This is a genomic window from Rheinheimera nanhaiensis E407-8 (assembly GCF_000296695.1).
Classification (GTDB): Bacteria; Pseudomonadota; Gammaproteobacteria; order Enterobacterales; family Alteromonadaceae; genus Alishewanella; species Alishewanella nanhaiensis.
The window spans coordinates 241,322-265,745 of sequence record NZ_BAFK01000002.1 but is presented as its reverse complement, the minus strand read 5'-3'; the positions used below and the strand labels follow the sequence as shown (position 1 = coordinate 265,745).

24 protein-coding genes are annotated in these 24,424 nt (G+C 51.0%); 11 read left to right on the top strand and 13 right to left on the bottom strand.

All coding sequences use genetic code 11. The features are described 5' to 3' along the window. The first annotated feature begins 5 nt into the window (after positions 1 to 5). On the top strand, positions 6 to 401 hold the full coding sequence (locus RNAN_RS02825) for a CBS domain-containing protein (protein ID WP_008218569.1): 396 nt from the start codon (positions 6 to 8) through the stop codon (positions 399 to 401). Positions 402 to 405: 4 nt separating this feature from the next. On the opposite strand, the gene RNAN_RS02820 is transcribed toward RNAN_RS02825, so the two are convergent. The 4 genes from RNAN_RS02820 to RNAN_RS02805 all read right to left on the bottom strand — a co-directional run bounded on the left by RNAN_RS02820 (position 406) and on the right by RNAN_RS02805 (position 5,096). Beyond that, a complete protein-coding gene (locus RNAN_RS02820) occupies positions 406 to 1,860 on the bottom strand; it encodes an FG-GAP repeat domain-containing protein (RefSeq protein WP_008218568.1) in 1,455 nt (484 codons plus the stop codon). Between the two features lie 151 nt (positions 1,861 to 2,011). Beyond that, on the bottom strand, positions 2,012 to 2,815 hold the full coding sequence (locus tag RNAN_RS02815; RefSeq protein WP_008218567.1) for a DUF1338 domain-containing protein: 804 nt from the start codon (positions 2,813 to 2,815) through the stop codon (positions 2,012 to 2,014). Positions 2,816 to 2,858: 43 nt separating this feature from the next. Next, a complete protein-coding gene (gene astA / locus RNAN_RS02810; RefSeq protein WP_008218566.1) occupies positions 2,859 to 3,887 on the bottom strand; it encodes an arginine N-succinyltransferase in 1,029 nt (342 codons plus the stop codon). 3 nt (positions 3,888 to 3,890) lie between these two features. Beyond that, on the bottom strand, positions 3,891 to 5,096 hold the full coding sequence (locus RNAN_RS02805) for an aspartate aminotransferase family protein (RefSeq protein WP_040551550.1): 1,206 nt from the start codon (positions 5,094 to 5,096) through the stop codon (positions 3,891 to 3,893). Positions 5,097 to 5,259: 163 nt separating this feature from the next. Between RNAN_RS02805 and RNAN_RS02800 the strand changes: the two genes are divergently transcribed. The 5 genes from RNAN_RS02800 (at position 5,260) to RNAN_RS02780 (ending at position 8,025) form a co-directional block, all read left to right on the top strand. Beyond that, positions 5,260 to 5,688: an Lrp/AsnC family transcriptional regulator gene (locus RNAN_RS02800; protein ID WP_008218564.1), complete on the top strand. Its 429-nt coding sequence runs from the start codon at positions 5,260 to 5,262 to the stop codon at positions 5,686 to 5,688. Between the two features lie 103 nt (positions 5,689 to 5,791). Continuing rightward, complete coding sequence (locus tag RNAN_RS02795; protein WP_008218563.1) at positions 5,792 to 6,850, top strand: hypothetical protein; 1,059 nt, start codon at positions 5,792 to 5,794, stop codon at positions 6,848 to 6,850. Then, a complete protein-coding gene (locus RNAN_RS02790; RefSeq protein ID WP_008218560.1) occupies positions 6,847 to 7,215 on the top strand; it encodes a hypothetical protein in 369 nt (122 codons plus the stop codon). The genes RNAN_RS02795 and RNAN_RS02790 overlap by 4 nt, the downstream gene beginning before the upstream one ends. Before the next feature lie 42 nt (positions 7,216 to 7,257). Further along, positions 7,258 to 7,626, top strand: coding sequence for a hypothetical protein (locus RNAN_RS02785; protein ID WP_008218558.1), 369 nt, complete (start codon positions 7,258 to 7,260; stop codon positions 7,624 to 7,626). 36 nt (positions 7,627 to 7,662) lie between these two features. Continuing rightward, positions 7,663 to 8,025, top strand: a complete 363-nt coding sequence (locus RNAN_RS02780) for a hypothetical protein (protein WP_008218556.1) — start codon at positions 7,663 to 7,665, stop codon at positions 8,023 to 8,025. A gap of 42 nt (positions 8,026 to 8,067) precedes the next feature. On the opposite strand, the gene RNAN_RS02775 is transcribed toward RNAN_RS02780, so the two are convergent. The 5 genes from RNAN_RS02775 to RNAN_RS02755 all read right to left on the bottom strand — a co-directional run bounded on the left by RNAN_RS02775 (position 8,068) and on the right by RNAN_RS02755 (position 14,458). After that, complete coding sequence (locus tag RNAN_RS02775) at positions 8,068 to 10,074, bottom strand: bifunctional metallophosphatase/5'-nucleotidase (protein WP_008218555.1); 2,007 nt, start codon at positions 10,072 to 10,074, stop codon at positions 8,068 to 8,070. A 100-nt stretch (positions 10,075 to 10,174) separates the two neighbouring features. Further along, entirely contained in the window at positions 10,175 to 11,620 is a 1,446-nt protein-coding gene (locus tag RNAN_RS02770; protein WP_008218554.1) for a GGDEF domain-containing protein, read from the bottom strand. Positions 11,621 to 11,661: 41 nt separating this feature from the next. Beyond that, a complete protein-coding gene (locus tag RNAN_RS02765; RefSeq protein ID WP_008218553.1) occupies positions 11,662 to 12,075 on the bottom strand; it encodes an HIT family protein in 414 nt (137 codons plus the stop codon). Positions 12,076 to 12,271: 196 nt separating this feature from the next. Then, positions 12,272 to 13,132: an S-formylglutathione hydrolase gene (fghA, locus tag RNAN_RS02760; protein WP_008218552.1), complete on the bottom strand. Its 861-nt coding sequence runs from the start codon at positions 13,130 to 13,132 to the stop codon at positions 12,272 to 12,274. A gap of 216 nt (positions 13,133 to 13,348) precedes the next feature. Beyond that, positions 13,349 to 14,458, bottom strand: a complete 1,110-nt coding sequence (locus RNAN_RS02755; RefSeq protein ID WP_439645775.1) for an S-(hydroxymethyl)glutathione dehydrogenase/class III alcohol dehydrogenase — start codon at positions 14,456 to 14,458, stop codon at positions 13,349 to 13,351. A 281-nt stretch (positions 14,459 to 14,739) separates the two neighbouring features. On the opposite strand from RNAN_RS02755, the gene RNAN_RS02750 reads away from it, so the two are divergent. Genes RNAN_RS02750 through RNAN_RS02740 form a run of 3 tightly spaced genes read left to right on the top strand, consistent with a single transcriptional unit; the run spans position 14,740 to position 16,927 of the window. Beyond that, positions 14,740 to 15,624 carry a LysR family transcriptional regulator gene (locus RNAN_RS02750; protein ID WP_008218550.1) on the top strand — a complete coding sequence of 295 codons (885 nt, stop codon included), beginning with the start codon at positions 14,740 to 14,742 and terminating at the stop codon, positions 15,622 to 15,624. Between the two features lie 38 nt (positions 15,625 to 15,662). Continuing rightward, positions 15,663 to 16,283 carry a thiol:disulfide interchange protein DsbA/DsbL gene (locus RNAN_RS02745; protein WP_008218549.1) on the top strand — a complete coding sequence of 207 codons (621 nt, stop codon included), beginning with the start codon at positions 15,663 to 15,665 and terminating at the stop codon, positions 16,281 to 16,283. Beyond that, complete coding sequence (locus tag RNAN_RS02740; RefSeq protein WP_008218548.1) at positions 16,280 to 16,927, top strand: DsbA family oxidoreductase; 648 nt, start codon at positions 16,280 to 16,282, stop codon at positions 16,925 to 16,927. The genes RNAN_RS02745 and RNAN_RS02740 overlap by 4 nt, the downstream gene beginning before the upstream one ends. A gap of 75 nt (positions 16,928 to 17,002) precedes the next feature. Here the strand turns inward: RNAN_RS02740 and bktB are convergent, their stop codons facing one another. The 4 genes from bktB to RNAN_RS02720 form a co-directional block, all read right to left on the bottom strand. After that, the gene (bktB, locus tag RNAN_RS02735; RefSeq protein WP_008218547.1) at positions 17,003 to 18,187 is read right to left on the bottom strand and encodes a beta-ketothiolase BktB; all 1,185 of its coding nucleotides are present in this window, start codon (positions 18,185 to 18,187) and stop codon (positions 17,003 to 17,005) included. 9 nt (positions 18,188 to 18,196) lie between these two features. Further along, positions 18,197 to 18,553, bottom strand: coding sequence for an MmcQ/YjbR family DNA-binding protein (locus RNAN_RS02730; RefSeq protein WP_008218546.1), 357 nt, complete (start codon positions 18,551 to 18,553; stop codon positions 18,197 to 18,199). Between the two features lie 200 nt (positions 18,554 to 18,753). Further along, the gene (locus tag RNAN_RS02725; RefSeq protein ID WP_008218545.1) at positions 18,754 to 20,775 is read right to left on the bottom strand and encodes a S9 family peptidase; all 2,022 of its coding nucleotides are present in this window, start codon (positions 20,773 to 20,775) and stop codon (positions 18,754 to 18,756) included. A gap of 74 nt (positions 20,776 to 20,849) precedes the next feature. After that, complete coding sequence (locus RNAN_RS02720; RefSeq protein ID WP_008218543.1) at positions 20,850 to 22,379, bottom strand: fumarate hydratase; 1,530 nt, start codon at positions 22,377 to 22,379, stop codon at positions 20,850 to 20,852. 99 nt (positions 22,380 to 22,478) lie between these two features. Here RNAN_RS02720 and pabB point away from each other — a divergent pair, with 99 nt between their 5' ends. Together pabB and RNAN_RS02710 are read left to right on the top strand one after the other, a co-directional pair. Continuing rightward, entirely contained in the window at positions 22,479 to 23,858 is a 1,380-nt protein-coding gene (gene pabB, locus RNAN_RS02715) for an aminodeoxychorismate synthase component I (RefSeq protein ID WP_008218540.1), read from the top strand. Position 23,859: 1 nt separating this feature from the next. Then, a complete protein-coding gene (locus RNAN_RS02710; protein ID WP_008218538.1) occupies positions 23,860 to 24,420 on the top strand; it encodes a CoA pyrophosphatase in 561 nt (186 codons plus the stop codon). Positions 24,421 to 24,424: the final 4 nt, after the last annotated feature.

Below are 24,424 nucleotides of genomic sequence, written 5' to 3'. Positions count from 1 at the left end.
ACAGCATGGCAGTTAAACTGGTAAAAGACTTGATGGTCAGCCCGGTAATTTGTATTTCACCTTTTAGCACCTTGCGCGAAGCCATGAGCCTGATGAAAAAACATAAGGTAAAAAGCCTGGTAGTTGACCGCCAACATGAGCACGATGCCTACGGCCTTATTACCTACACCAATATTCTGAAAACCATTATTGCCGAAGAAGGCGATATTGACCTTATCAACGTCTACGACGTTTGCGTTAAACCGGCTATTGCAGTTACTGAGCAGCTGGCGCTAAAACATGCCGCCAGCCTGATGACACAACATAAATTAAAACGGCTGCTGGTGCTGCGCGATAACCAGCTGAGTGGCCTGTTAACCATGGACGACATGATTAACGATGTGATGGCAATGGTGGAATAAGCCACTATGGCATAATCAGCAAATGCAGTTGATTGCGGTATTGCTCAGCCTCCTGGCTGTCAAACGGCAGTACCAAATCTTCTTTACCATCGCCGTTTAAATCAAATACTTTGGCGCGGCTGGCATCACGCGGCAGCGCCAGTTTAAAGCGCTCAGCGCGCCGGCTGAATAAACGTTTATCCTCGTGCTGGTACAGCTTTAACTGCCCGCTACCTTCCCCCACCAATAGCGATTTATGCCCGGTTCCCTGCATATCCGCCAGTTTAAACAGCGGCATATCGTAGCGCAGATTACCAATGCTGACATCGATAGTGGCTTGCTGGCGAAAATCGGCTTTTTTCGGGTACTGCCGATCTTGGCTGAGCAGGTAAAAATCGATATCTAAATTTGCACTGCCACGCAGTAACACCCGTACGATAGTGCCGACACCAAAATGGGTGCTGGGGATATAAAAATCTTTGCGACCATCGGCGTTAAAATCGTCTATCACCACATCAATTGGCGAGGTATCCGTAGTAATAAAAGTCTCTGGTTCAGCGTTAAAATTAAGCCCCTGCTCTGTCATTTGGCCAAAATGAATACGAAAGCTGTTGTTACGTTCCAGTGCGTCGGCCAGCTGCTCGCGGTTAATCACTAAATCGACTATGCCATCGCCGTCGATATCAGTGATATCACGCAGCGTATCGATATTCTGGCCGTTATAGCTGCGCCCGGCATCGTTGCGCTGATCAGCTTCCTGCTCGGTCGACAGGCTTACCGGCCAATCTGCAACGACAGGTGCTGTGTTAACGCTGCCATCGGCTTGCTGCAGAAACAGCTGAAACTTGCCGTCAGCGACAAAAACAAGATCCTGCCTGCCATCGTTATTCACATCGGCAATAAAGTGACGTCTGGGTGTATAGTCCGGGCTATTACGCCAACTGCGCATCTGGGCGGACACAGTAAGCGGGTAATGCACAAAGCTACCGTCACTCTGCTGACGGTATAAATGTGTGTGCTGAAAATCCGGAATTAAAAAGTCACTCAGGCCCGAACCTAAATCGACAACAAAATCGGCTTCGCGCAGGCGGTTTTTATCCAGTACCCGGTAAATTGACTCGCTGGTGACAATACGCTGGGCATAGCTGCCGTCAGCGCTTAATACACTGACACCGCCCAGCCCGAGAAACACCAGGGTGTCACCACTGCTACCGGCCAGTTTTGCCTGACTAAAATATTGTGCATCATCGGGTATCGGCAGCATGCGGCTGCTGTAATCGGTTAAATTGACCACACTTAACCAACGCTCAAACTGGCTGAAGCCGGACACCGCCAGTTGTTTATTGTCGGCCAAATGCAACACACTGCCATTAGGCGGGTGCGGCAGCGGAATAATTTGTGTGGTGATAGTGCTGGCCTGCGCTAGCGGCAATGCCGCAACAACACCCAGCAGCGTAATGGCAAAAATAGTTTTAACCACTGGCAGATAAACCCTTATCGGTAGTTTGCGTTTGCTAAGAGTGCAGTACAGAACGAAAGTTGCCGCAGATCAACCAAAATCGCGCCGGGCAGCAATAAAAAAGGCCAGCAAAGCTGCTGGCCCCGATCACTTTACACGTCACACTACCGTATTAACGGGCGTTAGTGCTCTCAAAAATTTTATCAGCAGAGGCCGCAACAAAACCGGTGTACAGCAAGCCGTTAGCCAGCGGATAACGACGGGCAAACTCATAGAAGCAGCTTGGAATGGTCGCAACGGTATCGCTAAACTGCACAGGATGTAAATCGGCCAACGTTGATGACTGCTCCAGGTATACCTCTGGCGTGCCTTTAATTTCACCGCCAGACGTATTTAGCAGGAAGCCAGCCTCTTTAAGCGCTGCATTCACTTGCTCTAACGTATCGAAACTGTGCAGCTCGTTCACGCTTACCGTAAAGTGATTCGCACGGTAGCCCCAGGCGGCAACCCAGGCGGCGTATTCGCTTTCTGCCAGCAGCTTTTCATAGGTGGCCTGGTTTACCTGCCAGTGCGTACCGCTGTACAGAAAGTTATCGGCAGTTACTGCTTCAGCGGGAATTTGCTCAACCAAGGCGGTGATGGTATCCCGCAGGTAAGCCGAGCATTTATCCAGCAACAGCTCAGAGATAAACACCTTTGGCAGGCTGCGATCCGGATGCTCATAGTGCTTGGCATACAGCTTTTTCGCCTCAAAATGGTATTCACCACACTCTTCATAGCCCAGCGCTTTAAAGTGCGCGGCCAGTTTTTCCAGCCCGACTTTTTCCAGATTAAAGGTACGCAGCGCAATATGATCGTTAATCACATCATCCTGCTGCGAACTGCCAAGTAACTGGTGTACTTTTTTGGCAGAAGGAGTTACGGCTACATAGTCTTGCCACAGGTTGGCAAACAACACTTTTACATCAGTATGCATTTTTTATCCGCCTTTTCATTACACGTTATTACTTGCTTGGCCCTCAGGCCTTGTCCAATACAATAAATCTTGCCAGGTCGCCATCGCGCAGCCGCAGTGTATCGGCAAACTCGCTAGTTAGCAGCAATTGCTGCTGATCTGCATCAAACTTTGCGTTTTTACTAAAGCTGGCACGAAAGCCCTGCAGCTCAGTGTTCGCCACCGCCAGCGTTTGCTCGCCCTGTACCTCAGCTATTTTCACCGGCACTTTTTTACTGGCCGCCACTGATTTGATCTGGCTTAAGCGCGCTTCTACCGTAGGGCCGGCATCAAATAAGTCGATATAGCCGCGGTGGGCAAAGCCTTCATTTTCCAGCATTTTCAGCGCCGGCTTGGTGTTTTGATGCACCTGACCAATCACCTGCTGCGCACATTCGGGCAATAAGCCAACATAAATCGGGTGGCGCGGCATCAGCTCGGCAATAAAGGCTTTTTTACCTATACCAATTAAATGGTCGGCAGTGGGGAAATCAATGGTTAAAAACAGCTTTTGCAGCCAGTGCCAGAATGGCGGCTGGCCGTCACTGTCGGCCGCGCCACGCATCTCGGCAATTACCCGATCGCTAAAGCGCTCGGGGTATTCGGCCATAAACAAAAACCGCACCTTGGATAAAAACCGGCCGGCATGGTTACGCCGGTAGCTTTCACGCAAAAACAAGGTACAAATCTCTGACGCGCCGGTGTAGTCGTTACATAGCGTCAGGGTTTTTAACTGGTTAAAGACGTTTAGCTCAGCACTGTGGTGAATAACGGTATTTTGCTGAAAGTGATACAGCGGCGTACTTAAGCCCACTGCCGCCTCAATACCGGTGGTGCCGACAATTTCACCGGTTTGTGTATCTTCCAGCACAAACAGATAGCCCTGATCGCCCGGGCCCTCTACCCTGGCAGCAAAGCTGTGTTCGGCATGGGCAATTTTTTGCTGCAAACGTGCATCATTCACCGGCAGCGAGGTAAACCCCGCGCCAGACTCAATAGCAATTTGCTTCAGTGCAGCAAAATCCGCTGCCGTTATCGGCCGGATCACTAACATAACTTAGCCCTTAACCACTTGTGCGACCGCCTGCTCAAAGCGGGCTAAGCCTGCAGCGATATCGGCATCCGGAATAACCAGCGATGGCGTAAAGCGGATCACGCTGGTGCCAGCCACTAAGGCCATTAAGCCTTGGTCGGCCGCCGCCAGCATAAAGTCACGTGCTTTGCCGGCGTAATCGCTGTTTAACTGGGCGCCAATTAATAAGCCCTGGCCACGTACTTCGCTAAATACATGGTATTTCTCGTTAATTTTGTTCAGCCCGTCTTTAAACAGCTGCGCTTTAGCTTTTACGCCCGCTAAAACGGTTGGCGTATTTACGGTGTTAAGCGCCGCCAAGGCCACCGCACAGGCCAGCGGGTTTCCGCCGTAAGTCGAGCCATGGGTGCCAACCACCAAATGCTTGGCAATCTCGGTCGTAGTTAACATAGCGCCAATCGGGAAACCGCCGCCCAGCGCTTTGGCGGTGGCTAAAATATCCGGCGTTACGCCATAGCCCATATAGGCATACAGCTCGCCGGTGCGACCAACGCCGGTTTGTACTTCATCAAAAATCAGCAGGGCGTTATGTGCATCACACAGCTCGCGTACGCCTTTAATAAACTCAACCGTGGCCGGCATAACACCGCCCTCGCCCTGCACCGGCTCTACCATCACAGCGCAGGTGTTGTCGCTGATCAGCGCTTTTAAGCTATCGAGGTTATTAAACTCGCCATGCACGATAGCCTCTGGCTTGGGGCCAAAACCATCAGAATAGGCCGGCTGTCCACCTACGGTCACGGTAAAGAAAGTACGGCCATGAAAGCCCTGTTTAAAGGCAATGATCTGGTTTTTCTGCTCGCCGTACTTGTCTTTGGCATAACGGCGTGCCAGCTTTAATGCCGCTTCGTTGGCTTCAGCGCCTGAGTTAGCAAAGTAAACTTTCTCGGCAAAGGTTGCCTCTACCAGCGCTTTGGCCAGCAGTAGCGCCGGCTCGTTGGTCATCACGTTAGATAAGTGCCACAGCTTGTCGGCCTGCTCTTTTAACGCCGTCACTAACGCCGGATGGCAATGGCCTAAACAGTTAACGGCAATACCGCCGGCAAAGTCGATAAACTCGCGGCCATCCTGATCCCACAGCCGTGAGCCTTCCCCTTTTACCGGGATAATTTTTGACGGTGCATAGTTAGGTACCATCACCTCGTCGAACAAACTTCTTGTTACCTGCATAAAAACCTCACTGTTGCCTACGTTTAGCCGGCCTTGGTTCGAATAATACTTGGCGGCGCTGTAAAAAGTGTCTTTATTATATTGGTCAGCCATGTCATATTGCAGTATCATTATCAGCAATTTTACAGCTTAATATTGCAATTTAACGTGCAGGTTTTACAAAATGATAAGCAAGGAAGATGAGAAGTTACTCGCAGCGCTGAAACACAATGCCCGGGCCAGTATTTCTGACCTGGCCCGGATGCTTAATTTATCGCGCTCTACAGTACAAACCCGCATCGCCCGCTTAGAGCAAAGCGGCGTCATCAAAGGCTATTCGGTCGATTACGGCGAGGATTATCTGGCATCCTTAGTATCGGCCCATGTCAGTATTAAAGTGCGGCAAAAACTAACCGCCAAAACCAACGTTGAGCTAAAACAGATACCGCAGGTGTCGGCGTTGTATGCCATCAGCGGTGAGTACGATCTTATCGCTATAGTGCAGGCGCAAAGCACCGAGCAGCTAAGCCATATACTGGATGATATCGGTAATTTAGACGGCGTAGAGCGCACTAACTCATCGGTGATTTTAGAAACCAAATTTAAACGTTAAGGTGATAAATAAAGAAATACACAGATAATTAATTGTAAACAATTATTGCACCAATTTTAGCCACACCGTAAAATCAGCCCTATTTACCGATAAGGACATGGTTATGGCTGATATTCTGTTAAACACCCGCCCGCAACATACGAATAGGTTATTTGCTGATGCTGCTTTTGCAGATAAAAACTGGCAGCAGCAGTTTTATCGCAATAACAGAAGCATAGTTGCCGATATTCTGCAGCCCTACCAGCCCTATGTGCTAAATGCCGGGGCGGCAGACGCTCATGATTTTTACAGCCAAATGTGTACTATTCCGCAGCAACAGCGCGAAGTGATCGGTCATACCGTAGAAAGTATCGGTTCTGACAATACGCTGGCACTGGCAGCTATGTATGATGAGCATATTTATCCATACTTAAAAGACGATGGTTCCACCTTAAGTGGTGCGCTGGCAGGCACACTCTCCTCAAGCAGAAACGGCTTGATGGAAAGTATGGCTAAGTATGAAAAAGCATTATTGCAGATATACGAAGCCAGAAAGCAAGGCGCAACCAAAGTTGAAATACGACGCCTTGAACAAATTGCTAAAACTCATCATGGAAAACTACAGCAAACCTTTGAATATCAACTCAAGCGACACCTTGCTAACTTCAAGTCTCCCAGAGCCCGAAGCGCTATCGCTAGTGCCAACCGAGGCACTAATATCGCTATGTCTGGCAGGTTAAACCAATCTACTGTTGCCAAACTTGAAGTGACAAAATCAACTGATGTTAAAACTTTACGCAATATGTCCAAGCGAGCAACATATCTTGGGAACAGTGTAATCCTGATTGATGCTGGACTCAGAGCTTACAGTGTTGCAGATGCAAAACAGCAAGGACAAGATTATCATCGAGTTGCAGTACAAGAAATTACCGGTTTTGGTGCCAGTACTGCTGCAGGTGCATATACAGCACAAATTGCTTTCGCATCTACCGCTGCGGCAATGACAAAAGTAGGTATTGCATTGGGTTGGACGCCTGCTGGATGGGTTATTCTAGCCGGAGCAGGCTTAACCGCATTAGCAGCAGGTTACTACTCAGCTAAATACGTTAATTCAGCAGCAAAAACTGGTGCTGGTGTCATTTACGATCGAAGTGCAAATTATTCGACCAGGGGGAGAAGATGATTTCAGAGTTCACCTCTGACGATATTTTGTTCACAGCAACCATCTTAATGTTTGCATTTATGATCAATTTTTTTCTCTCCTGGCTGATATTCGCGCACCTGAGTATGCGGCCATTAGAGAAGAAGTTAAAAGCGCTGAATAAAGATTCGATCAGTCAGTGGGACGGGCCGGGCTGGCGGGTGGTTACCTACGCGATGAAACTGGTGTTGCCAGCATCATTTTGGGGTAAAAATACGATGCTGATTGATCCTCACTTACTTAAACAATTAGCTACGACTAAAGACAAAACACTTGCGTTTTGGTTAATGTTGTCAGGTCTGTTGTTCGTTATTTTATGCATTTGGTACGTTGAGACATTTTCATAACACATACAATAAAAGCGCGCTCAAATTACGAGTTAAAAGCTAATGGACAAAGGCATTAACCACACAGACTTTGAATTACAGTATTTATTGGCTGGTATTTTTGTGCTGCTAAACGCCGCAATCTCTTGGCTTGTTTTTGCCCATTACAGCATGCGACCACTTGAGAAAAAATTGCGTGAAATTAACAAAGACAATCTAAGCGATTGGGATGGCCCTGGCTGGCGGGTGGCCACTTATGCGATAAAACTAGTCCTGCCACCGCATATTTGGGGAAACTACACGATGTTTTTAGATCCCTATTTGCTACATAAGCTGGCAACATCCGCTGATACCAAAAGAGCTGTATGGTTCTGGCTTTCTTGGTTGACAGCAATAGCAATGGCAATTGGCTTTACCTTGTTTATTGAATAACTAGCTTTTCAGAACTTCACAAGGGGCTGAACACTAATGTCTGTTACAGAGTTAAATAATACTCTGGATATTGCTACTGTCTTCGGCATCTTTGTAATGCTCAACTTCGCCGCCTCCTGGTTGGTGTTTGCTCAATTAAGCATGCGGCCACTGGAGAAGAAGCTTAGAGCACTTAACAAAGATACCATTAGCCAATGGGACGGTCCCGGCTGGCGGGTGGCCACTTATGCAATAAAACTGGTTACTCCGCCATCGATTTGGGGCGAGTTCGCTATGTTTATCGACCCTTACTTGTTGCACAAAATCTCGACCAAACGCGACAAAATGCTGGCAGCGTGGATGATGGGTTCTTGTTTGTTCTCAGTAATCTACAGCGTGATATATATGGAATTTCTTTAGATTAGGGCAGTTTACACTGCCCTAATCTCTTCTTTGATCTTTTCAACGTAACAGAGTCACCGTCGGCTCGCGCTGTTGCTGCCATAGCTCAGGTTTTGCTTGCAGGTAGTCAATAAAAGCCTGTGCTGCTACTTTACAATCTACCCCTTCGCTATTACACGGCAGTGCGGGCAAATTATAATAACGGGCAGCAAAAGAAAGCTTGCCACTGCTGTCGGCCTTTGCTTCTACCTTGGTTACCGGATACAACGCAGGTTGCTGCTGACGCAGCACCATATCTACGCGGTCAGTTTTTTCGGCCTGCAGTTGTTGCAGTAGCTGCCAGCCGTCATTGCCATCGGCCAGATAACTGGTGGTGACTAGCGTATAGCGCGCCTTGTCATCCAAAGGTTGCCAACGGCCTTGCTGCTGAATATCTAACTGAGTAAGAATTGCCGTATCTGGCCCGTTTTGCTTGGCAGTGTAACGCATGCCGGCGACATAAGGGTATTTACCGGTATGGGCACCGGCTACCACCGACTGGCTGATAATGCCGCTAAGTAAAGCTCTAAGCTCACTGCCCGTTACACTTAGCACACTGAGCGGCGTATTAAAGGGCAAGACTTCCAGGCGGATATTGCCCTCACGTATTTCACCAGCCGGCAGCGGCGCACGGATATTGCCGGCGCCAATCAGTGCCAGCTGCACCGGCTTTTTCATCAGCCGCTGCACATCATCAGTATTCAAATACCACAGCATGGCATCGGCAATATGGCCGGCAAGCTTAGAGCCATGCTGATCACTGCCACCCGAGCCAGGCAAACGCACATGCGCGACTTCGGCATCTGTTACGCTAATGACCTTGCCATAGGCCTCACGTACCGCCGGCAAGTAGCTGTTATCCAACACAGCGCGCAGCATTAGGTTTTCCTCAACAATGGCGGTACCCGGCAACCTGGCCACAAAACGCGCTGTCGCCTGCTGTGCCTGGCTATCAATACGGCTGTCGTCGGTGCGAAGTGCTGAGCTGAAATAATCACGGCTGGCCAGCAAGGTATTGCCGCCGCTGCAGGCCGTTAGGCGGCCATCGCGGTTAAATGTGAGTTCAGCCTGCCCCACTGCCTGGGCAAACTGGCCGGCTTGTACCACACAGGTACGGCCAACACCGTCGGGGTTAGTAATAAGCTCGGCATAGGGCCGCTGCTGGCCTAAATACCAGTGGCGAAAATCGCCCAGCAGACTGTGCGAATGGCCGCCGACGATGGCGTCGATACCATTTACCGCGCTGGCCAGCGCCAGGTCGCGCTGATGGCCCAAATGCGTCAGCGCAATAATATGCTTCACGCCTTGCTGTTGCAGGCTATCGACAGTGCGCTGCGCGCTGGCCACTTCGCTGTCAAACACTAAAGCGCCGGTATCGGGCGATATCGCACGCATATCTTCCAGCGCCAAACCCAATACCGCCACCAGCTCACGCCCGGCCGCCTGGCTTATGGATGCAATGGCGCTAAGTTGGTTATTTTCCAGCACAAATAACTGATAAGGCTTTAAGTTTTCACTGTCTGCCAGTATGGGTTCAGCTGAGGTGTCGACATTGGCCGCCAACACGGGAAAATTGACGTTGTCGATAAAGTCGGCCAGTTTGTTAAGGCCAATATCAAATTCGTGATTGCCCAGTGCCATCGCATCAATATTCATCCTATTCAGGATATCGATATTAATACGCTGCTCGAACAGCTCAAAATAGGCGCTGCCTTTAAAGGCATCACCGCCGTGTAAAAATAGCGCAGCTGTCGCATCTTGCCGGGCTTGCTGGCGCAATTGCGCTGCTTGTGTCAGCAAACGCGGATGGCCACCAATAAAGGTATAAAGCGGCTGATTGTCGGCGTTTTTAAAGGCGGCCGGGCTTGGGTCAAACTGTGAATGGGTGTCGTTAATATGAATAAGGCGCAGTGTCAAGCCAGCGTTGTCTGCTGATGGCGTAGTGCAGGCAGGAAGAAAAAATACACTGCACAATGCAGTACACAGAAAGGCAATTTGCAAAAAGGTAGTGTGCAGTGAGCGCTTCATAACTCAACCCAATACAGTAAAGGATAAAAACAGGCCGGCTACCTTAAGCAGAATTCACTGCCAGCTCAAGTGAAAATAACATGACAACGCCATATTTAGCCTAGTGCCAGGCAACCTGGCTGCGCCCCTGCTGCTTAGCGCGGTACAAAGCCGTATCGGCACGTTCAAATAGGCTGCGAAAATTATCATCTGCTTTCAATGCGGCAACACCAAAACTGGCCGATACCGTTAACTGCTCATCCAGTGTAATGTGTTTTAGCCGCTCAATAATACGCTGCCCTATCGCCACTACAACGTCCTGCTCGGTATGCGGCAGGATCACGACAAACTCATCACCACCATAGCGGCCTATCACATCGGTTGGCCTGAGCATTTGCTGCGCCGCCAGACACGCCTGCTGCAGCACTTCATCGCCTTTACTGTGGCCGTATTTGTCGTTAATTTGCTTAAAGTGGTCGATATCAAACACCATTAAACACAAAGCCTGGTGTTGCTCCAGGCTGCGGCTAATCTCTAAACTCGCCCGTTGCTGCAAGTGCTCACGCGAGGCCACCTGAGTCAGGCTATCGGTAGAGGCTACCAGTTTAAGCTGCTGATTAGCCGCCGTTAAACTGGGTACGGCCAGGGCAAACAAGGCATTGGCGGCAATCACATTAATGGCAAACTGGTACACCATGACATAATCCATCAGCGCCAGCAGGTTTACTAATAAGGCAATCACAAAGCTGCTTAACGCCACACTGACTGCGTTATAAAACGGCGCTTCGGTGCTGGCGATCCACATATGCGGGATCACTAAAAAGAAGATAGCAAAGGCGCTTTCCGGCGTATCGGCATACCAGGCCAGCAGCATCGCCAGACTGAGCAAGCTGATATTCAGCAGTAATTTGTACTTAAACTGGTTGCTGGCAATACGTTGCTGCGGCCCCAGCACATTATCTAACACAAACTTGGGGGCTGGGTATAACGCACTCAGTAAACTGGCAAACAGCGGCGCTATCACGATAACACCGGCCATATCACCAACCCAGAATGGTAGCCAGGTACGGCTAACCTCCGCTAATGGCAGCATGCCAGATATTACCAAAGCACAGATCACCAGCGCTGTTGCCAGCAGCGCTGCAAGCGCTGCGATGACTAAAAAGCTAATGACAAACAGCGGCAAATTAAAAACCGTACCCAGCGCAATATGCCGAAGTAGCCGGGCGCCAACGTAATACGGCAGAATATGGGCGATAGCAAACAGCAACCCGGCCTGGGTTAACTGCCAGAAACTCAGGTTTAGCTGATAGTAATGCCCGGCCCAGTAGGTAATACAGACACAAGCGGCTACCAGCACTGGCATTACCCGTACGCCGCCAATAAATAGTGCAGCAAAGGTTAAACCGGCCGCCGGAAACCAGACACTGGCATGCTCGGTATATTCGACCAGCAAACCTAACATCCACACCGCTAACCAAAGCAAAAATAGCAGCAGATTGCGCCAAAGCACAGAGCCCGACACTCGCCGGGTTAACTCAGATAAGGTGTGATAAAAATACGGCATGACAGCTTATTATTGTTATATTTGCCAAAGCTTAAGCCGATTTACAACGCGGCGCGAATTTTTTCCGCCAGGGCGTTAATTTTTTCCATATCGCCCATCGCCGCACCGTGGCCTTTTAGCTTCGATAAATGCTCGGGGATCAGATGAAAGTGCAGATGCGGCACCGTTTGGCCGGCTGCTTCGCCGTTAAGTTGCATCAGCACCACGCCTTCAGCACCTAAGGTAGATTTGAGCGCCGACATCACTTTTTGTACTGTGGTCATCGTATGGCTTAGCTGGTCTGCTGGTATATCGAGCAGGGTTTGCGCAGCAAATTTTGGGATCACCAGGGTGTGGCCATCAGCCTGCGGCATAATGTCCATAAAGGCCAGGGTGTAATCATCTTCATACACTTTAAAACTGGGGATTTCGCCGCGCAGAATTTTGGCGAAAATATTGTTGTTATCGTAGCTCATGCAGTGCTCCTTTATGCGGACATAGTTAGCCAAGTATGCCAGTAACTGAAGCGATAAAACCAGCTTTGGCGATACAAATGAGCTTTCAAACGCGGGCTGGAACCCCGTTTTGGTCGCCACAGAGTGTCTGAGCCCTGCCGTAGGCAGTAGGGCGAGTTGCTGTGGCGAGCCAAGGCGGGTGTTGCAGCAAAGCGTTTTAACCGAGTAAATATCCTGCGTGAAACTTAAGATGCTGCTCAATAAAACTGGCAATAAAGTAATAGCTATGGTCGTAACCTTGCTGCAGCCGAATTTGTGCCGGCGCGCCGCTTTGCTTTGCCGCCGCTATCAGACTGTCGGTACGCAGCTGCTCAGGGTAAAAGCTGTCAGCGCTGCCCTGGTCAACCAAAATCGGCAGCGGCTTTTGCGCCTCAGCCAGCAGCACTGAAGCATCGTACTGCTGCCATTGGCTTTTATCTTCGCCTAAATAGCCGGTAAAGGCTTTAATGCCCCAGGGGCAATTTACCGGGTTACCAATTGGCGAAAACGCCGAAATACTGCGATAACGCTGGCTGTTACGCAGGCCGATCACCAAAGCACCATGGCCACCCATTGAATGGCCGCTAATGCTGCGTTTATCTGACAGCGGTAGCTCTGCTTCTACCTGTGCCGGTAATTCGCTGACGATATAGTCGTACATCTGGTAATGCCGGGCGAATGGCTCACGCGTAGCGTTAACATAAAAGCCAGCGCCTAAGCCAAAATCATAAGCGCCGTTGTCATCATCCGGCACACCGTCACCGCGCGGGCTGGTGTCCGGTATGATCAGGGCAATGCCAAGCTCGGCGGCAATGCGCTGTGCCCCGGCTTTGCTGGAAAAGTTCTCATCGGTGCAGGTTAAACCCGACAGCCAGTATAGTGCAGGCACCCTGGCGTTATCGGCTTGTGGTGGTAAAAACACCGAGAACTGCATCTCACAGTGCAATACGGATGATGGATGTTTAAAGCGGATTTGTTTGCCGCCAAAACACAGCTGTTCGCTCACTTTGGTTAATTTGGTTGTCTCGGATGCTGCCATAATGGGTGACCTTTAGTTCTCTGATAAAGAGGATTAGAACCCCGTTCTGGTCGCCACAGAGTGTCTGAGCCCTGCCGTAGGCTGGCGACAAATTCGTCTGGAACGAATTTGAACAGCGTTGGCTGGCCTCTGGTGTCGGGCAGGATAGCCCGACATAGTTGCTGTGGCGAGCCAGGGCGGGCGTTGTAATCCGTCCTGACTCGGAAAGATACAGAATTAAAAATGAATCACCGTCCGAATCGACTTACCCTCATGCATCAAGTCAAAAGCTTCATTGATCCTCTCCAACGGCATGGTATGGGTAATAAAAGTGTCCAGCTCAAACTCGCCGTTTAAGTAGCGCTCAACATACTCCGGCAGCTGCGAGCGGCCTTTTACACCACCAAAAGCAGTACCGCGCCACACCCGGCCGGTAACCAGCTGAAACGGCCGGGTTGAAATTTCCTGGCCGGCACCGGCGACACCAATAATCACCGACTCACCCCAGCCCTTATGGCAGCACTCCAGCGCCGAGCGCATGACATTGACATTGCCAATACACTCAAAGGAGTAATCCACCCCGCCATCGGTCATCTCAACAATCACATCCTGAATCGGCTTGTCGAATTTCTTCGGGTTAACCACATCGGTAGCGCCAAGTTTTTTCGCGATATCAAACTTATCTTCGTTAATATCAATGGCAAGAATACGGCCGGCTTTGGCCATCACCGCGCCGATAATCACCGATAAACCAATACCGCCTAAGCCAAATACGGCGACGGTATCACCTTCTTTCACCTTAGCGGCATTAACCACAGCGCCCATGCCGGTGGTGACACCGCAGCCGAGCAAGCAGACTTTTTCCAGCGGCGCCGCTTTGTTAATTTTCGCCAGTGAAATTTCCGGCAATACGGTGTATTCCGAGAAGGTTGAGGTGCCCATATAGTGATAAATCGGCTTACCGTCTTTGGAGAAACGCGTGGTGCCATCCGGCATTAAACCTTTGCCCTGGGTGGCGCGAATGGCCTGACACAGGTTGGTTTTGCCGGATAAACAAAATTTACATTTGCCACACTCTGGCGTGTACAGCGGGATAACATGGTCGCCCACCGCCACTGAAGTGACGCCCTCGCCCACCGCTTCTACAATACCGCCGCCTTCGTGGCCTAAAATAGCCGGAAAAATACCCTCAGGATCTTCGCCCGATAAGGTGAAGGCATCGGTATGGCACACGCCGCTGGCAACAATACGCACCAACACTTCGCCTTTTTGTGGCGGCATTAAATCTACTTCTTCAATCGATAATGGCTGGCCCGGGCCCCAGGCCACCGCAGCGCGTGTTTTGATCATTTGCATCAATTTATCCTTTTTGTTGTTTGCACAGGCAACATCTACACCCAGCAAGTGTAACCTGATTTTTATTTTTGCCATATCAGTACTAATAGCATTAAAATGCAAATCAGTTTTTCAAATATGAAACAATTAACCGAACGGAAGGCTGCGGTTAGAACCCCGTTCTGGTCGCCACAGAGTGTCTGAGCCCTGCCGTAGGCACAAGGGCGAGTTGCTGTGGCGAGCCAGGGCGGGTGTTGTAACGCAAGCAGCCTGTTGACGGAGCATAGGGCTTAGTGAAACACTGGACCGGCATCAGCGAATTTGTTGCAGTAGCAGAGCTGCAAAGTTTTACCAAGGCCGCAAAGCAGCTGGGTATCTCTGTGGCGCAGGTAAGCCGCAATATTGCCGAGCTGGAAGCCAGCCTGGCGATTAAACTGCTGTATCGCAGCACGCGCAGTGTCAGTTTAACCGAAGAAGGCTTGCTGTATTTGCAGCATTGCAAACATTTGGTCGCCAGTTTAGACGAAGCCAATCGCACCCTGGCTAATTTAAAAGCGACACCGCGCGGCCAAATTAAACTCACTGCGCCGGTGTTTTATGGCGAAACCCGCATTGCGCCACTGCTGCATGATTTTATGCTGCTATACCCGGATACAGAGCTTGATTTACAGCTTAGCAATAGCAAACTGGACTTAGTGCAGGGCGGCTTTGATTTAGCCATTCGCTTAGGCACGCTGGAAAGCTCCAGCCTGATTGCACGTAAACTGGCCAGCCGCACCCAGTATGTCGTGGCGTCGCCGGCTTATCTGGCCAAATATGGCACCCCGGCCAACTTAACCGAACTGGCCAGCCATCAATGCCTGACCGGCACAGTGGCACAGTGGCGTTTTATGCAACAAGGCAAAGTGGTCCAGTTCAAACCTCAGGGCCGTATTGTCTGCAACAGTGGTGTGGCGCTACTGGATGCTGCACTTAAAGGGCTGGGGCTGGTGCAACTGCCCGATTATTACGTCGCTGATAAGTTGAACAGCGGCGAGCTGGTTGCTGTACTCAACGAGCTGCGCCAACCCGACGATGGTATCTGGGCGCTGTACCCGCAAAACCGGCACTTGTCGGCAAAAGTGCGGGTTTTGGTCGATTATCTGGCCAGCCAACTTGGTTCGCCGCCTGCGCTGTGATAGCGTTTCAGTTAACGTCATCAGGTATTGGACACACTATGAAATTTCTTTTTGCCGCACTACTGTTATTAGCCAGCCAGCTAAGCTTTGCCAGCGATAGCTTTATGCAAGACGAGCATTATCAGCTACTGGCCACGCCCCCAAGCCCAAACGCACAGGTAGTGGAATATTTTTCTTACTACTGCCCGTTTTGCTATAACTTTGAGCCTATTGTCGCCGAGCTGAAAAAAGCCCTGCCGGCGGGCACACCGCTACATAAGGTGCCGGTGGCGTTTTTAGGCGGCAATATGGCCGCTACTGTGCAACGCGCCCACGCCACTGCCGGGCTGTTAAACATTGAAGACGCCTTTACCGCCGCGCTGTTTAATCAAATTCATCAACAGCGTAAACCGCCACAAAACCGCAGCGATATCACCAAGCTGTTTGCCAGTATTGGTGTAGAGCAGGTGCAACTGGATGCGCATTTTGACAGCCTCCCCGTTAATAGCCTGGTGACTGAATATGATGACGCAGTAGCAGCGGCGAATATCCGCTCAGTACCCAGCTTTGTCGTAAACAACAAATATCTGGTCAACATTAGCGCCGTCTCCTCACAGCAGCAGTTTAATGCGCTGGTCAACTACCTGCTGAGCTTACCGGCAGAGGCAGAAACAAAATGAGCAGTATCAAAATTGATCTGGTATCCGATATCGCCTGCCCCTGGTGTGCTATTGGCTACGCCAGATTGCAGCAGGCGCTGGCTAGTCTGCCGGATATACATATTGAACTTCAGTGGCATGCCTTTGAGCTAAACCCGGATAAAAACGCGCCGAAGGAGCCTATTTTACCGGCGCTAAGCCGTAAATATGGCCGCAGTGAAGAGGAAATGCGCCAAGCTCAGGCCAATATGATGCAAATAGCTGCTGACTTAGGGCTTAATTTTACCAGGATGCAGCAGCGCTTTACCTGCAACACCTTTGACGCACACCGGCTGGTAAAGTGGGCAGAGGCGACAGAGCAAAAAGCCACCGCAATGAAACTGGCACTGTTTGACGCCTATTTTGGTGAGGCCAAAGATGTATCAGATGCAAAAGTATTAGCTGATTGCGCCGCGAGCGCCGGGCTGGATAGCGGCGAAGCACAGCGCATACTGGCCAGCGATGCTTACCGCGATACCGTGCAGCAGGATATTGCCAAATATCAGCAAGCGGGTATCTCCTCAGTGCCAGCCTTTATTATTAATAATAAATACCTGATTTCCGGTGCGCAGGAGCCGGCGCAATTAGCGGCAGCGTTAAAGCAGATTGCTGCTGAGCAGGCCTGACACAATAAAGACGTAGCGCAAAGGCTTTGCGCTACGTCTTTTTAAATTAACTAGCACGATTTACCTAAGCCGTTGTTATAACGCTTCTACCAATAGCGCTATGCCCTGGCCACCACCAATACACATGGTCACCAAGCCAAAACGGCCATTAATGCGCTTAAGCTCCGCTATGAGTTTGATGAGCAATATCGAGCCGGTCGCGCCCACCGGATGGCCCAGGGCAATAGCGCCACCATTGGGGTTTACCTTGTTGCTGTCAAAACCCAGGCTTTGGCTTACCGCCATCGCCTGGGCAGCAAACGCTTCGTTAGATTCAATCACGTCTAAATCGGCCACCGTTAAGCCTGTTTGCGCCAGCACCTGCTGCACTGCCGGTATTGGCCCCAGCCCCATCACACCCGGCTCGACGCCGGCAAAGGCATAACCAAGAATGCGCGCCTGTGGCTGTAAACCACGTTTGTCAGCTTCAAACCGACTGGTTAGCAGCAGCGCCGCCGCGCCGTCATTTAACCCTGAAGCATTACCGGCGGTAACGATGCCGTCTGCTTTAAATGCCGGTTTAAGCTGCGCCAGGCTATCCAGGCTGGTATCAGCACGGATATGCTCATCACGGTTAAACAGCACTTCGCTGCGACCTGCTGGCACTGTTAGTGGCACTATCTGCTCGTCAAAATAGCCTTGCTGCCGGGCATAAGCCGCCCGCTGCTGACTTTGCAGCGCAAAGGCGTCTAAATCGGCGCGGTTAAAACCATATTGCGCCGCTATGGTTTCAGCGGTAATGCCCATATGGCCGCTACCAAACGGGTCGCTTAAAATACCCAGGGTTAAATCGGTGATAGCACTGTGGCCCATTTTCAGCCCGCGCCGCACCCTGGGCAGCAAATAAGCACCGTTACTCATGCTCTCGGCACCACCGGCTAGGGCAATCTTGCTCTGCCCCAGTTGTATCAGCTGCGCGGCGGAGATCACCGACTGCAGCGCCGAGCCACATAAACGGTTCACATTAAAGGCGGCCGAGCCTGGCGCCATACCGGCATTTAACGCGATATGCCGGGCTAAATAAGCATCTTCAGCACTGGTAGTAATGATATGGCCAAACACCGCATGGTCGATATCCGTTGCCACTACGCCAGCGCGCTGTATTGCCGCTTGTGCCGCCACCGTGCCCAGCTGCGCCGGGCTTAAGCCGGCTAAACTGCCACTAAAACTGCCAATAGCGGTGCGGGCACCAGCTAAGATCACGACATCAGATAACGGCATATTCTTTTCCTATTGTGTTAACAGCGGCCTTTTCGCTTTGGGCAGGCTGTTTACGATTAACTGATATGAATTCTCTATCTGGCGTTTTATCTCGTTATCCGGCACGCTGCCATCAAGCAACACGGTATTCCAGTGCTGTTTATTCATATGATAACCGGGCGTAATCGCCGGAAAAATATCGCGCAGCATAACGGCTTCTGCAGGGTCGCATTTTAAATTCACCCGCGCCACGCCATCCTGTTCGCTTAGAATGGCGAATATTTTGCCGACTTTATACACATAAATATCAGGGCCAAACGGAAAGTCTTCCACGCTTTGTAGTTGCATCAGGCAATAATCACGGCATTGTTGAAAGTCAAAAGCCATAGGGATCTCCGGGGATAGTGTTGTAAATAGAAGGCCGGTTTGTACACACCAACACGCCGTAGATACATCCCTGTAGGCTCGTCTCAGGCATCCATGCCTTCAACGGTTGGTTTAGCACAAACCGGCCTTCTTGTCGCATTCAGCTTTACCCCTGCACGAAACTCAGAACCCTGCATTATGCAGGGTTCTGTCAAACTAACTTAGGGTTTAGTGTACTTCTCCAGCCACTGAAACACTTCGTTGTACCAGCGCACACGGTTATCTTTATTTAAGATCCAGTGATTTTCATCCGGGAAAATCACTAAACGCGAGTCGATACCCTTGCGCTGAAGGTTAGTAAAGGCGCCTAACCCCTGCGCATAAGGCACGCGGTAATCTTTTAAACCGTGAATAACCAGCATTGGTGTTTGCCATTTGTCGGCGTGTGCGGCCGGGTTAAATTTCTGATAGTCAGAGTCGGCGTTCCAGGCCGGGCCGCCTAAATCAAATTCCGGAAACCACAGCTCTTCGGTGCTGCCGTAAAAGCTTGGCATATCGTATAAACCGGCATGGTTTACCAGACACTTAAAGCCGGTTGGCCAGTTGCCGGCAATCCAGTTCATCATATAGCCACCGTATGACGCGCCCAATGCACAGGCACGGTTGCCGTCGATCCAGGGCTGGGCTTTTACAATGTACTCAAAGCCTTTTTTCAAATCTTCCAGCGGCTTACCGCCCCAGTCACGGCTAATCGAGTCGGTAAAGGCCTGGCCATAGCCGGTAGAGCCATGAAAATCGACCATCACCACCGCGTAGCCCTGGGCGGCATACATCTGCGCGTTCCAGCGCTCGTTAAACATATTGCCGAAGCTGCCTTGCGGGCCGCCGTGCACTAAAAAGGCCAGCGGGTATTTTTTCTTGGCATCAAAATTCCACGGTTTTACCAGATAACCGTACACGGTTTCATCATTGGCGCCGTTAAAGCTAAATTGCTCATAGTCACCAAATTGCACGTCTTTGCGCCAGTCGGCGTTAATGTCGGTTAGCTGGGTTAAATTGCTGCCATCGAGGTTTAACTGAAATACCTCCGGCGGCATATCCAGCTTGTGGTTGGTAAACACCAGTTTATCGCTGGCGACATTCAGTGCGCCTGCGGTGCCATCGCCAAACACTTTACGCACATCACCAAAGCCGGTGTTAATAGCATAAATGCTGTACTGGCCGACATCCTGCGTCGTGACATACACAGTGCGGTTATCCGGGCCGAATTTATAATCGCTTACTGAGCGGTCAAACTCGGGTGCCAGCTCTTTTTTCTGCCCGGTCACCATATCCAGCAGCATCAGGCTGAATTTATCCGCTTCGGCCTGTGGTTTACTCATGGCTTTGTAGGCCATAAAGCGGCCATCGCTGGAGAACGACGGCTGTGCATCCCAGGCCGGGTTGGCGGCCGTTAAATTCTGCTTTTCACCACCCGTTACCGGCACCATAAAGATATCGTAATTGGTGTGCCAGGCCTGATCTGTTGCCGGGATCTTAGCGCTAAACACCAACCGCTGATTATCCGGCGTAAAGGCCACTTCTTTCATACCGGCAATATTAGTGTTCCACTCACTCATCAGGTTGCTGGCGTCTTTCACGATGCCCTGCCCCAATGCCGCCACATGTAAATGGCTGCGGTACGGCGTTAACCAGTGATCCCAGTGGCGCACCATCAGCTGGTCATAGGCCATGGCCGTGTCTTTTTTCGCTGTGTCAGCGGCTTTGGCGTCCAGCGTACATTGCAGATTCTGACAGCCGGGTTTAACTGATAGTGACAGCGCAATTTGCTTACCATCGGCAGCTACTTTGAAGCCCTCTACCGGCAGCGGCAAATCGGTGACCTGCAGCGCTTCACCGCCGTACAGTGGCAATTGCCATACCTGGTTCGAGCCGCTACGATCGGCAATAAAATAAAGACTCTGGCCGTCGCTTGCCCACTGCAGCTGGCTTTCACGGCCGGCGCTTTGGGTTAAGCGGGTGACTTTATTTAAGTTGGATAAATCCATCAGGTACAAGTCAGATGAGCTGTCGGCCGGGCTAAAACCGGCGTTAGTCAGACCATAGGCCAGAAAACGGCCATCAGGCGACAACACCACATCGTGCAGTTTATTAAAGCGGTTTAAATGCTCTACCGTTAATGGCCCCTTGGCCATGGCGCTGGCGCAGGTTATAAGCGCCAGCGTAACTAAGGTCTTTTTCATGCGTATCCCTTGATTTTTTGTTGTTATAAGCTGAAAAAATAAAGGCCACAGCAGTGCTGTAGCCTTGGTCAGGTTTAGGCTTTTAGTGCCGCATCCAGATCTTCAATTTTCGCCTTCCAGATAGCCGGCCCCTGCTGGTGCACATTGTTACCGTTGGGGTCAACTGCTACTGTTACCGGCATATCCTGCACGTCAAACTCGTAAATGGCTTCCATACCTAAATCGGCAAAGGCCACCACGCGGGCTTTTTTAATCGCTTTGGAGACTAAATAGGCTGCACCGCCCACTGCCATTAAATACACCGCTTTGTGTTTTTTAATGCTCTGTACAGTTTTATCACCACGCTCAGATTTACCAATCATGCCCAGCAAACCGGTTTGCGACAGCATCATATCGGTAAATTTATCCATCCGTGTCGCGGTAGTCGGGCCGGCCGGGCCTACTACTTCATCGCCCACAGCATCCACCGGGCCAACGTAGTAGATAAAGCGGTTTTTAAAGTCCACACCGTCCGGTAGCGGCTCGCCACGGTTTAACATATCGGCAATGCGTTTATGCGCGGCATCGCGGCCGGTAAGCATTTTGCCGCTAAGCAGCACGGTTTCACCGGCTTGCCAGCTTTGCACATCTTCCGGCGTTACCGTATCTAAATTCACCCGGCGCACATTGGCGCCCAGCTCCCAGGTCACCTGCGGCCAATCTTCCAGTTTTGGTGGCTGAATATCGGCAGGCCCCGTGCCATCTAAATGAAAGTGCACATGGCGCGTGGCAGCGCAGTTAGGGATCATCACTACCGGTAAGCTGGCAGCATGGGTCGGTACGCTGTTAATTTTCACATCAACAACCGTAGTTAAGCCACCTAAACCCTGGGCACCGATCCCCAGTTTGTTCACTTTTTCATACAGCTCTAAGCGCAGCTTTTCATCAGCCGTTTCTGCGCCTTTGGCAATCAGCTCCTGAATATCCACCGGCTCCATTAAGGCTTCTTTGGCCAGCACGGCGGCTTTTTCGGCGGTACCGCCAATACCTATACCCAGCATACCCGGCGGACACCAGCCGGCGCCCATTTTCGGTAAGGTTTCCAGCACCCAATCGACAATAGAATCAGACGGGTTAAGCATCGCCATCTTGGTTTTGTTTTCCGAGCCGCCGCCTTTGGCGGCAATCATCACTTCAACATGATGGCCCGGCACTAAATCGATATGCACCACTGACGGCGTATTATCTTTGGTGTTTTTACGCAGGCCTGCCGGGTCGGCCACGATAGAGGCGCGCAGCGGGTTATCCGGGTTTAAATAAGCGCGACGGGTACCTTCGTCTACCATCTGCTGCACCGTCAGATCGGTTTTGTCCCACTTTACGTCCATACCAATTTTGACAAAACAGGTGACAATACCGGTGTCCTGACAAATCGGCCGGTGGCCTTCGGCCGACATACGCGAGTTAATTAAAATTTGTGCAATGGCATCTTTCGCCGCCTGGTTTTGCTCTTTGTGGTAGGCCACTTCCAGCGCTTTGATAAAATCCAGCGGGTGATAATAAGAGATGTACTGCAGCGCATCTTCGATGCTGTCGATAAAGTCTTGCTGGCGAATAACCGTCATTTTTACTTGTCCTCTGACGCCTCTGGCTGCGCCATGTTTAACTATTTTAGCGGGTGCTGGTATGATAGCGCGCATCAGAAACAGCGGCTAGCCCCATTGATGCAGCAGTACCTTATTCCAGCGGAAATTTACGCTGAAACACCGGACAACCTACTTGTGCAGTTCAGCCACTTCGCTCAGCAGCCGTGGGCCATGCTGCTCGACTCGGCTGCGCCAGAGCACGTTAACAGCCGCTATGACATCTTAGTGGCAGAGCCTGTCGCCACCTTAGAGGCGAAAAACGGTGTCAGCATTTTAACGGATGAGCAAGGCGCGCATACCTACAACGAAGACCCGTTTACTGTACTTAACTGCGCGCTAAAGCGCTATTTTCCTGCCCCGGTTAACAGCACCCTGCCCTTTGTTGGCGGCGCGCTGGGCTACTTTGGTTATGATTTAGGCCGTTATATCGAAAAACTGCCGGTACGTGCAGAGGCCGATATCAAACTGCCCGATCTGGCGGTAGGCCTTTACCAATGGGCGCTTATCCTGGATAAACAGCAAAAGCAGTTGTGGTATGTCGATTATCGCGGTAATGCCTTACAAGGCTGGCAAAAGCTGCACCAGCGCTTAGTGCAAAAAGTGCCGACAACGCCGGCTTTTAGCTTAAGCACGCCCTGGCAGGCCAATATGGATAAAGCCGGCTATGTCAGCCGCTTTAATCAGGTGCAGCAATATCTGCTAAGTGGCGATTGTTACCAGATAAACCTGACCCAGCGCTTTAGCGCACAGTATCAGGGTGATGAATGGCAGGCCTATTTGCAGCTACGCGATAAAAACGCGGCACCCTTTTCCGCCTTTATCCGCCTGCCGCAAGGCGCGGTGCTGAGCATTTCGCCCGAGCGCTTTTTACAGCTACACAGTGGCAAGGTAGAAACCAAACCGATTAAAGGCACAAGGCCGCGTGGTATTTGCCCGCAGACCGACGAAGTAGAAGCCGATAACCTGCGCCATTCGGCCAAAGATCGCGCCGAAAACGTGATGATCGTCGATTTACTGCGTAACGATTTAGGCAAAGTCTGCTTGCCAGGCAGCGTTACTGTGCCACAGCTGTTCGCCATTGAAAGCTTTCCGGCCGTGCATCATCTGGTTAGCACCGTAACCGGCGAGCTATCGCCCGAGTACAGCGCCTGTGATTTACTGCGCGGCGCTTTTCCCGGCGGCTCTATTACCGGCGCGCCCAAGGTTAGGGCAATGGAAATTATCGAGCAGCTGGAGCCACAGCGGCGCTCGGTGTACTGCGGTGCTATCGGTTACATTAACAGCAGCGGTGATATGGACAGCAATATCGCTATTCGCACGCTGATTTGCAGCGATGGCCACATTTATTGTCAGGCCGGCGGCGGCATAGTGGCTGACTCTGACGCCGATAGCGAATATCAGGAAACCTTAGATAAAGTAAATAAAATTCTGCCGGTACTGGCCGGTACGGAGCACTAAGATGCTGGCAGGTGAGTTTCGCCAGCGCTTTATACTACAGCAAGCCGCTGCGGCCGACACGATCGCGGCCAGTGACAAACACCAGGCAGCGGTACTGGTGCCGCTAGTTGATTACGGCGATAAACTGCAGGTGTTGTTTACGCAGCGTGCGCTGCATTTGCGCCACCACCCGGGGCAAATCAGCTTTCCCGGCGGGCGCATAGAGCCAGGCGAAAGCAGTAGCCTGGCCGCGCTAAGAGAAGCCGAAGAAGAAATTGGTTTATTACCCAGCGCGGTAGAACTCTTAGGCCGCTTACCACTGCAAAGCACCAGCACCGGTTTTACCATTCAGCCCTGGGTCGGTTTGCTTAAACCGCAGCGACGCTGGATTTTGCAGGTTGACGAAGTGGCCGGCGTGTTTGAAGTGCCATTAACGCATTTTTTGCAGCAGGAAAACCGCTATCAATTCAGCCTGCCGCTGCGCGGCAAAATACAGCAGCTACACGCCATGCCCTATCAGGATAAGTTTATCTGGGGCGCTACCGCCGCTATCTTGCATCGGTTGTGTGTGCAATTGGCATAAGTAT